Origin of the sequence: Ensifer aridi (assembly GCF_002078505.1) — a bacterium.
GTDB lineage: Bacteria > Pseudomonadota > Alphaproteobacteria > Rhizobiales > Rhizobiaceae > Sinorhizobium > Sinorhizobium aridi.
The window spans coordinates 1-10,502 of record NZ_LUAV01000059.1; the positions used below are offsets into that span (position 1 = coordinate 1).

Sequence of the window (10,502 nt, forward strand, 5' to 3'; positions counted from 1 at the left end):
CAAAGGACCTAAAGCAACTCTCGGATCTGCTTCAGACCCTGAGGGATATCCTTGTCCGAAATCCGGTCAATGTCGTCTCCGTAGCGTGACCCGGCTTCATATTTTCTGGCGGCTGATGACTCGGCGCCGCCGTGAAAACCTCAACATGACCTCGAGAAATCGGAATCCAGGTCGACTCGATCACTTGGCGTAGTCCGCTAGCATCGAAAGACTGTCCTCGCGCCTAAGAGGCGCTCGGGCAAAACACGCACTAATCCTCATAGTCCATGGTCAGCCGAAGGATCGCCGTCCGCGTTTCCACTGAGGCTCATCAGAGTGAATCATTGGCACAGGTGACTCCGATGATTTCGGCCTGAAAAACGACGGCTTCCATAGGTTTGGCGGTGCAGCGGTCGGAAAAGACTTGGGCTAAGTTCGCGCATCAATTCAAGGCACGCTGAGAGCCAAGAGCGTGTCATCTTCACCTTTGCCGACATGTGTGATGGCACCTGTTGAACTATGGCGCGCTGTCTCTGCCGATCCAGAGAATTTGCTCAGTTTTTAAACCGTTAAGGTCTTTCTTGAGCCGTGTGAGCAATAGCCGCCGCTCGGGAGGCGGTCTCGGCGGCAGCTCGAAGCGAGAGAGGTCGACGTAAGAATTTTTATCTTGCGGTCGGTCCAAGAAATGATATGGTCCATTCGATAAATGACATAATGCAAATGGGAACGCGACATGCTCCAACTGAATCGCAAGCAGGCGTACAAAGGCCTGCAGCATCCTGGTGGTGAGCTAGTTTTGAGGCAATCTGCAGCAACGAAGTCCTCGCTGATGCCGCCCAACGGGCATGTAGGGGACGACGCCTTCGTAAGGTTTGCTGGTATCCAGAAAACCTATGATGGCGAAGCGCTCATCGTAAAAGATCTCAACCTTGACATCGCTCGGGGTGAGTTCTTCACCATGCTAGGCCCATCAGGATCAGGCAAGACGACAACGCTTATGATGCTCGCCGGGTTTGAGGTGCCTACGGAAGGTTCTATTTTCCTGGCCGGGCGTTCGATCGGCACTATGCCCCCACACAAGCGCGACATTGGTATGGTATTCCAAAACTATGCGCTGTTTCCCCATATGACTGTGGAAGAAAACCTGGCTTTCCCACTCAAAGTCCGCAAACTCCCCAAGCCAGAGATGGAAGCCAGGATAAAGCGGGCGCTCGAAATGGTCCGGCTCAGTGCGCAAGGTAAGCGCCGTCCTGCGCAGCTTTCCGGTGGCCAACAGCAACGTGTTGCGCTCGCTCGCGCGCTCGTCTTTGAGCCTAAACTCGTGCTTATGGATGAACCGCTTGGTGCCCTCGACAAGCAACTTCGTGAGGAGATGCAGTTCGAGATCAAGCACATCCATGAGAATCTGGGTGTCACCGTCGTATACGTGACCCATGACCAGGGCGAGGCGCTGACAATGTCAGACCGGATCGCGGTATTCAACGACGGAGTCATCCAGCAGATAGCTAAGCCGGCTGAGCTGTACGAACGTCCAGAGAACGTCTTCGTCGCAAAGTTCATAGGCGAAAACAACCAGTTGAGTGGCAAGATCATTGCTCTCAATGAGCCCGCCTGTACAGTCGAGATGCCGGGGGCAGGCATCATCCAGGCTCTGGCAGTAAATGTCGGTATGGTAGAGCAGCCGACCGTTCTGTCGTTGCGGCCGGAGCGGGTGAAACTAAATCCGTTGCCCGGCTCGCTTCCAAACATATTTAGCGCAAAGGTCATGGAGGTCATCTATCTCGGCGACCACATACGCGCGCGCATGTCAGTCTGTGGGCGTGATGACTTCGTGGTCAAGCTGTCTAATTCAGAGGGCATCGCTCACGTCGAGCCCGGCGTTGAGATGACGCTCGGGTGGAAAATGGAAGATTGTCGGGCGCTACGCCCTTCATGACGATCGAATTGAGGGCTGCCGCGAGGTGAGCCGGTGCTGCGCAGCGTCGTCTCATGGTGAGACGGCACAAGAGGGAGGAGAATGTCTAATGAGAATAGGTTCTATAATTGCCCGCGCCGTAGGTGTCGCTGGCGTCTCGGTGAGTGCCCTTTTGTCGGCACAACCCGTTTCCGCGGCTGATCAACTGACCATCGTCTCGTGGGGCGGAAACTTTCAGGACTCTCAGCGCAAGGCGTTTTTCGAACCCTACGCAAGTGCGACTGGGACCAAAGTCACCGAAGACTCGTGGAACGGTGAGCAGGCCAAGATCCGGGCGATGGTTGAGACCAATACGGTGACGTGGGACGTCGTTGTCGGCGGCTCAATGGGGCAACTGTGCGCAGATGGCATGCTCGAAACGATCGATTGGAACAAGCTGGGGCTGGATCCGGAAAAGTTTAACGGCAGAGAAGATTGCGCTGTTCCGGCTAACGCTGCTGCCAATATCATTGCCTACGACAAGGACAAGCTACCCAGCGGACCGAAAACCATTGCCGACTTCTTTGACCTCAAGAAATTTCCCGGCAAACGCGGACTGAATAGTAGGCCTATAGTGAATCTGGAATGGGCGTTGATCGCAGACGGGGTGCCAATTGGGGAGGTCTACAAGGTCCTCAGTACACCGGAAGGCGTCGATAGAGCGTTCAAGAAACTCGACACGATAAAAAAGGAGGCCGTCTGGTGGACGTCCGGGGCTCAGCAGGCCCAACTGCTTGCGGATGGGCAAGTCGTTATGACTTCAGCCTGGAACGGCCGCATATTTGATGCGGTGAAGAACTCCGGCAAGCATTTCGCGATTATGTGGGATGCGCAGATCCTCGGGTATGACTACTGGGTGATCCCGAAAGGTACTGCGAGATTGGACGAGGCCTACAAATTTATCGCTTTTGCGAGTTCCCCAGAGGCTCAAGCTGAAATGGCCGCACTCATTCCGTATGCGCCGGGCAACCAGGATGCGGTGGCTCTTGTGGATGCTGAAACCCGCTCAAACCTTCCGTCCAACCCCGAGCACATGGCTAACGCCTTGATCTACGACGAAGCTTTTTGGGCTGACCACCAAGATGAGTTGACCCAGCGCTTTAGCGCATGGATGGCAAATTAAGTCCAGCGCGGCGGCAGGATCAGGTGTACCTGCCGCCTACAGCCGGGGGTTCAAAGCTTAACGAGAGGATGAAATGGCCTTAACTATGGGCTCTATGTCCGGAAGCACTGTCCAGCTTCCGCTGCGGACTAAACTGCAGCGGGTCGAGCGCCGGCGAAAGCTCAGAGCCTTCGCCCTCGTGCTGCCGCTCCTCTTGTTCATTTTGATCACATTTGTTCTTCCGCTTAGCCGGATGATGCGTAGCGCAATTCACGATGATACGCTGTCGTTGCTAATGCCCCGAACGACAGCGGCCTTACGCGATTGGGATGGTAAGGAACTTCCCGAAGAACGCGTTTATGATGCGCTCGCCAAAGATCTTAAACGGGCATGGATGGAAAAGACTGTCGGCAAGGTCAGCCTGCGAGTAAACTATGAATTGCCAGGCGCTGCCAGCCAGGTAAAATCAAGCGCCCGAAAACTCAGTGGACTTTCAGGCGGGCCGTACAAAGCCGCGCTCATAGGCATCAGTCCCCTTTGGGGTGAGCGTGATGTATGGGGTGTGCTCAAGCGGGGCGGATCGTCATATACGGGCTTTTACCTACTGCGCTCCATCGATTTCGAATATAACGCCAACAGTCGGATCGTCGCCTCACCCGGTGAAAAAGCAATCTTTCGCGACGTATTTCTGCGCACCCTCATGATCAGCATTACCGTGACTGCGGCCACGCTCCTCTTAGGCTTTCCTGTAGCATATCTCCTGGCGAAATTGCCGCCCAGCACTAGCAATCTACTGATGATTGTAGTTCTTCTGCCCTTCTGGGTATCCGTTTTGCTACTGACGACGGCTTGGGTTGTGCTCTTGCAAGACAACGGCGTCATCAATGGAATATTGATGTCTCTGCATATTTTGTCGGAGCCAGCGAAACTTCTCTATAGTCGGTTCGGCACTGTGTTGGCGATGACTCATATTCAGCTGCCATTCACGCTGTTACCTATTTACAGCGTGATGAAGTCGATCTCGCCTAGCCATGTTCGCGCCGCGCGCTCGCTTGGTGCGGGTCCCTTTTACGCTTTTTGGAAAGTATACTTCCCTCAGACTCTGCCGGGCATCGCCGCGGGATGTCTGCTAACATTCATTCTTTGCTTAGGCTATTATATTACCCCCGCCCTCGTCGGTGGGCCAGGCGATCAAATGATCAGCAATTTTGTAGCTGCCTATACGAACCAGCAGCTCAATTGGGGCATGGCATCCGCGCTCGGGGCCATCCTGCTCACCGCAACACTGCTGCTATACATCGTGTTCAACAAATTGGTCGGTGCCGACCGGATCAAGATAGGATAGACCAATGGCCGCATCTTCGTATGCTTCTCCAGCAGAAAAGGGCTGGTACTACCTGCACCGGTTCATCTGCGGCGTCGTGCTGTTGTTCCTAATTGCGCCGATTCTCATAGTCATTCCGCTTTCCTTCAATTCCATTCCCTTTTTTACCTATCCCATGCCTGGGCTGTCGTTGAGGTGGTATCAAGAGATATTTACAAATGACGTATGGACGTCTGGGCTACGCAATTCTCTCTTCATCGGGTTTTCGGCCTCGCTCGTTGCGACTGTACTTGGGACACTTGCGGCACTTGGCCTAAGCCGTCCGAACTTTCCGTGGCGCCCGGTGGTAATGAGTGTGCTGATGGCGCCCCTCATTGTGCCCGTCATCATTACCGCTGTCGCCGCCTACTTCTTTTATGCTGATCTCGGATTACTCAATACCTTCACCGGACTAATTCTGGCGCATGCCACAATGGCCACACCGGTCGTCGTCGTGACTGTCGTCGCGACGTTGGCAGGTTACGATCACTCGTTAACTCGTGCGGCCGCCGGGCTTGGCGCGGCGCCGATCACAGCTTTCTTCAAGGTTACACTACCGCTTATACTACCGGGTATGATCTCTGGTGCTCTCTTCGCCTTCTTTACATCTTTCGGCGAGACAGTTGTCACCCTATTTGTGGCAGGCCCTGAGCAAACAACGTTGCCTAAGGTGATGTTCTCCGGGATGCGTGAACAGATTAGTCCCAGTATCATTGCTGCTGCCACCGTGCTTGTCGTCTTCGCCGTCGTCGCGCTGATCACCGTTGAGTTGCTTCGACGGCGTTCAGAGCGCCTCCGTGGAATCCGCTGACTGAGATGAGCCGCAGGCGTTCAGCCAAGTTAAAGAGAGTACCTACAGGGCAACGCCGAAGCTTCTTCAGCAAGGCATTGGCGTGACTGATCGACTGATCTTTATCGACGAGAGCTCAACCAATACGAAGCTGACCAAGCGCTCGGGCTGGGCACCAAAAGGGCAACGCTATCGCGCCCAAGCGCCCTTCGGTTCGTGGAAGACGCGGACCTTCATCGCCGGCCTGCGATCACTGGAGTGGTCACGCCCTCTATCGTCGACGCGCCGATAAACCGGCGGATCTTCGAGGCCTGGATCGAAACGCAACTCGCACCCACGTGTCGCCGGTGACGTCGTCATTCTCGACAATGTCGGTTTCCATAAGAGCGAGCGAGCCGAACAAATAGTCAAGGCGATAGGCGCATGGCTTCTCCTCCTGCCACCCTGTTCTCCCGTTCTCCCGACCTCAATCCGACTGAAATGTCTTCTCCAAGTTCAAGGCGCTCCTACGCAAGCGAGCTGACCGCAGTTTCCGCGCCATCGCCGATGTCCTCAGCGATATCTGCAATCTCTTCTCCGTCACGGAAATGCCGGAACTACGAACTACTTCAAGCGGCGGGATGTGAGGCCGATTGAAGCGCGACACGCATTAGGTAGGACTCGGGTTGCAAAACCGAGCACCAACGCTCTGGAAACTCACCGGCAGTATCTTGCTGGTCACTGGTACCATCGCTGTAATCCGCGTCGCCCAGGATGACGCTGATCCAGCGAACGATCGAGCTCATCGTTGTCTTTACGGAGGACGGCATCGATAATCTTCGGCAGTCATCAAGGTGCGCAGAGAGATGGGTGAAGCACCTTCCAATGCCGTCGGCGCAAACCGAACGTTCTCTAGCATACTACTCCACAGAGCGGTTCTAGCGAGCCCACCCTCAAACCATGATGCCAGACTGTCAGCCCGCCTCATAACTGTTCTACGCGAGTTGAAAAATTTTCCGTGGCGAACTGGTTAGCACGTCGACGCCTATTTCGGTGACACGAAAGGTTTCGCTGATGACATAGCCAAAGTCGTCATCGATCCAGTTGCCGAGCATGAGGTGAAAGGTCATATTCGGCGCCAGTAACGTTAGGTCGCCGTCTCGCAAGCTTGCGGTGGGTTCCGTCCACCCAATGCCTTGCGCGTAACCGCAGCGGGATTCTTTCTTGAGACCGCGTTTCTCGATGCTTCGATAAAACGCATTCGCTACGTCGCTGCAAGTTGCGCCGGGCCTGGCGGTCTCGAGAGCGGCCTCAAGACCCTCCAAGTGAATGTCATGAACTCTTTGTAGGCGATCCGAGGGGGTGCCGATAGAATATGTTCGCATCAGCGCCGAAGCATATCCGTGCCTCGCACCCGCGACTTCCAGGTTGACCTGGGATCCGTTCCGAAAGACGTCTTCCGCCCAGGTAATATGGCAGGTGCCGGTTCGTGGGCTAGCGCACAGAGTTAGTGGTTCTAGCTGCGTTCCCGGCTTGCCGTTTGCGCCTCGTATCAATGTGGCTGCTATCTCCGAACATGCGTCAGCTTCACGTACGCCCGGCCGGATTACCTCGGCAGCGCGGGCGATGGCGGCATCCGCGATGGCGGCTGCCTCTCGCATCACTTCGATCTCGAGATCAGATTTGACAAGGCGAATCCATGCAACAACTTTGGTGAAGTCTATGAGTTCTGCCTCGGCGAGACGTTTTCGGAATTTGTCAAAAGTCGGCGTGGAAACATTGTATTGCTCAATACCGATACCACTTGTCGAGAAGCCTGCATCTAGCAGATAATCGATGATCGCATCATAGCCGTCCAATTGCGGATGGGCTATCAGTTCCTCTGGATAAGAGACTATCTTTTCCTGATCCATGAAGCATTGATAAATGGCCGCAGGGCGATCCATTCGGCGTAGAATGAAGATCGGCTCCTCTTGGCTGCTAGAGACTACCAGCCCCTGGGGCACATAGGCAGATCGCGCTGTGTAGCCGGTGAGGTAGGTAATGTTATGTTGATCTGAGACCACAAGCACCTCAACACCTCGTCGAGCCATTTCAGCCTTCACGAGATCAAGCCGCCGCAAATATTCGGTGCGGGGAAATGCTTGGGGGCCTTTGCTTATTGTCATAGTTGGTTCTCCACAGAAAGCGCTGTCTCAGCAAGCGGATATGAAGTGGTTCTTTGTGCGGCTATGTCGGGAAAGCGCTACCCTCTGTAGCTCTCGCACCTGTTGACTCCATCAACATCCGGCAAAGCGTGGTAATGTCATATACGGGTAAACCCGTGAAATGACGGACCGACTGAGCCACCCGCGGGAACATCGTGCACTCAAGGAGGACAGCTCCGATGTCAGGATGGATTTCACGAAGTTGGTGAATCCGGGAGCAAACATCCGCCTGCAGGATCTCAGCACTTGTTGGCACCGGCGGCCGTGCCATCTCGTTCACCCAGGTTTGAGTATTTTCTACTCCGCTAATTACAATCCGTCCCAATTCGATAGGATCGTCAATCTTCAGCAGATCCTTGCCGAAACATGTAGCGTCGAAAGTCATTATGGCGAGTTTTCTAGTATCGGGAAGCTGACGTAGAATCACGGGAACAAGCATTAACGCCGACAAGGCCACTGGAACTCCAACAGCCGCCGCGACCGCAGCCTGATGTCGTATTGAGAAGCCGCAATCGGCTGTTATTGCGATAGCACCCCGCTGAACGAGGCGTTCGGCGGCCGCGACGAAAGCCGGTTCTAGTCCCGGATCGCCGGGGACTACAACATCCACCCAAGCGCCGGCAGCGGTTTCTCGTATTACTGGAAAACCAAATGTGGCGGGATCCTGTATTGTTCCGGGTGTGGGCGGCTTGCCTAGGCAAGCTCCTGGCTCGAGATCCAATATGCCCAGGATCGGGAGAGGCGACTTTTGCACGTGCTCCATATTAAAACTCCAACCATCGACGTTCTACCACTCATCAGCCGTGGCGGCCAACCGATCGTCGCCTGTAGACGGCGACACATTATGAAGGCTGCGTTCCTACGCTGTTTTGCCACCGCTTTTCGCGGCATCCACGAGACGCTTGTCAAAATTCACCAGCGTTGCCGACACGATCACAACGACATAGCTGACTAATAGGCATCAGAATTGACATCTTCACAAAGCTGCGGACGTCCGGAACGCCGAAACCCGGACAGCCGGCGCCGATAAAGCGCCGGCGGGAACAGCGGACGACGCCTCCATGAAACGTCTGCGATTGAGCATTATGGTCGTTCATCCTCTCTTTGCCCCATACCTCTGCGGCGGGGTCGTAACGTTGAGTTTTCAGGATAGGAGCCAACTAGGCCGCCAGCACTCCCTCTGCCAGGCTTACCCAATAGCCAATGCCGTAAGGCAGGGCGTCGTCGTCGAAATCATATGCCGGATTGTGAACGGACGGGGTGGCGCCATTGCCTAGGAAAATGTATGCGCCTGGCCTCGCCTGAAGCATGTAGGCGAAATCTTCAGCCCCCATCCCAGGTTTCATGCGATCGTTGACGGCCTCGGCACCAACAAGGCGCCTCGCTGCGTCAACGGCAAGTCTGGTTTCCGCTTCGTGGTTGACCGTGATCGGTTCAAGGCGCCGATATTTGAATTCGACCTCCGCGCCAAAACCTCTCGCTATTCCTTGCGCAACATCGAATATCGCCTTTTCTGCGAAGGCAGGCAAATGCGGATCAATGCAGCGGACTGTGCCAGATATCTCGGCGGTTTGTGGAATGATATTGTACGCGTCGCCCGCATGCATTTTAGTCACCGAGATGACGAACGCCTCTCGCGGATCAACGCAGCGCGCCACCAGCGCCTGCAGCCCCACGATGATTTGCGCACCGATGACGATGGGATCGATGTTATGGTGAGGCGTTGATGCATGCCCCCCTCTGCCCTTAACGATCAGATCGAAGTCGTCGAGGCCCCCTTGAATTGGCCCACTACAAATCATGAACTTCCCAATATCCAGGCCAGGATAGTTATGCATTCCGAAGACCTGTGAGATGCCGAAACGCTCCATGATGCCTTCTTGGACCATCTTCTCGCCGCCCCTGCCGCTTTCTTCGGCAGGTTGGAAAATGAGAGCTACCGCGCCTTTGAAATTGCGAGTGGCGGCGAGGTATTTTGCCGCGCCAAGTAGCATGGCGGTATGACCGTCGTGCCCGCATCCGTGCATCAAACCTCGGACTTTCGAGGACCAGGGCTTGCCCGAGGCTTCAATGATTGGCAGAGCATCCATATCTGCTCGCAACCCAATTGTCGGCCCCTCTCCGAGTTCACCTTGGATCAAGGCGACGATTCCGGTCTCCGCTATCCCGGTTTCGATGTGATTGATGCCAAACGAAGCAAGCTTCTCGGCCACAAATCGTGCCGTGTTGTGAAGCGCGTACTCGAGTTCGGGCTGCTCATGGAGGTAATGGCGCCATTCCGCCACCTCCTCGGTCATCTCCTTGAACGCTTCAAAACCTCCCATTTTGCTCTCCTCCAAATGCAATCAGCCGACAAACGTGCTGCAGCGCCGGACCAACCAGTCCACAGCCCATCCCCCATCAACGGTGGTCGCGCATGCTGGTCTTAATGAGACGCTTGGCTGACTGGCGCTCTCCCGGCGCCTTGAATTATATCATTCAATCATTGCGCTATATCATTTCTTGCGAACTGTGCAAGCCGAAAGTTGCCTCGCACGGAGAGGATTTTAAACCGTGAAGGTGCAAGCAGAACTGACTGCGGCAAGAGAAATACGTTCCGTGTATGGCGCGGTCCGCCGTGAGGCGAAAGGCGACGAGCAAAATCTGCAGCGGGGAAATGCGGGAAAGTTCGTGTTGCACTCGAGCAACGATTTCGGATTTTTGCTTTGGCTCCATCGGCGAGAATAGGATCTTCGTTTTTTTGCTTGTAGATCGGCGCAAGCGCCGATTGTGCATGAGAGTATTGGCGCGCCTGATTTCGAGCGTGGGCGGAGATCCGGCGCACGGAAATCGCGGCGCTTGTGTGATCTGCCGGCGACCTCGGGTCGCCGTCGGCCTCTGGGTTTGTAGAAAGAGCGCCGCTTGCCTACCCGGTCCCCGTTTACGCAAATCGCCGCCTTCGCGTTGCCTTCTCACGGGTGGTGGCTTGCGCGCAGATGTATTGCGAGTTTGGGTTTAATTGATATAGTGTATTTAGCGGCGTGGCATATGACACTGCCAATCGCATTTCGGAGGCGATGGAGGTCGGTGTGATCGGCATCAACCAGATGGTGGTGACGATCCCGGGGACTCCGTTCGGCGGTATCGGC

8 protein-coding genes are annotated in these 10,502 nt (G+C 55.2%); 5 read left to right on the forward strand and 3 right to left on the reverse strand.

Going from position 1 to position 10,502, the window contains the following annotated elements; genetic code table 11:
- The first annotated feature begins 808 nt into the window (after window positions 1–808).
- From AYK65_RS31150 to AYK65_RS33780, 5 genes are all read left to right on the forward strand, one after another.
- On the forward strand, window positions 809–1,915 hold the full coding sequence (locus tag AYK65_RS31150) for an ABC transporter ATP-binding protein (protein ID WP_081163209.1): 1,107 nt from the start codon (window positions 809–811) through the stop codon (window positions 1,913–1,915).
- An 88-nt stretch (window positions 1,916–2,003) separates the two neighbouring features.
- The gene (locus AYK65_RS31155) at window positions 2,004–3,056 is read left to right on the forward strand and encodes an ABC transporter substrate-binding protein (protein WP_081163198.1); all 1,053 of its coding nucleotides are present in this window, start codon (window positions 2,004–2,006) and stop codon (window positions 3,054–3,056) included.
- A gap of 73 nt (window positions 3,057–3,129) precedes the next feature.
- Window positions 3,130–4,380, forward strand: a complete 1,251-nt coding sequence (locus tag AYK65_RS31160; protein WP_081163199.1) for an ABC transporter permease — start codon at window positions 3,130–3,132, stop codon at window positions 4,378–4,380.
- A 4-nt stretch (window positions 4,381–4,384) separates the two neighbouring features.
- The gene (locus AYK65_RS31165) at window positions 4,385–5,209 is read left to right on the forward strand and encodes an ABC transporter permease (RefSeq protein WP_081163201.1); all 825 of its coding nucleotides are present in this window, start codon (window positions 4,385–4,387) and stop codon (window positions 5,207–5,209) included.
- 337 nt (window positions 5,210–5,546) lie between these two features.
- On the forward strand, window positions 5,547–5,711 hold the full coding sequence (locus AYK65_RS33780) for a hypothetical protein (protein ID WP_081163211.1): 165 nt from the start codon (window positions 5,547–5,549) through the stop codon (window positions 5,709–5,711).
- 451 nt (window positions 5,712–6,162) lie between these two features.
- Here the strand turns inward: AYK65_RS33780 and AYK65_RS31185 are convergent, their stop codons facing one another.
- The 3 genes from AYK65_RS31185 to AYK65_RS31195 form a co-directional block, all read right to left on the reverse strand.
- Window positions 6,163–7,335: a M24 family metallopeptidase gene (locus AYK65_RS31185; RefSeq protein WP_081163205.1), complete on the reverse strand. Its 1,173-nt coding sequence runs from the start codon at window positions 7,333–7,335 to the stop codon at window positions 6,163–6,165.
- Window positions 7,336–7,396: 61 nt separating this feature from the next.
- Window positions 7,397–8,137, reverse strand: coding sequence for an aspartate/glutamate racemase family protein (locus AYK65_RS31190; protein ID WP_081163206.1), 741 nt, complete (start codon window positions 8,135–8,137; stop codon window positions 7,397–7,399).
- Window positions 8,138–8,534: 397 nt separating this feature from the next.
- A complete protein-coding gene (locus tag AYK65_RS31195) occupies window positions 8,535–9,698 on the reverse strand; it encodes a M20 aminoacylase family protein (RefSeq protein ID WP_081163208.1) in 1,164 nt (387 codons plus the stop codon).
- Window positions 9,699–10,502: the final 804 nt, after the last annotated feature.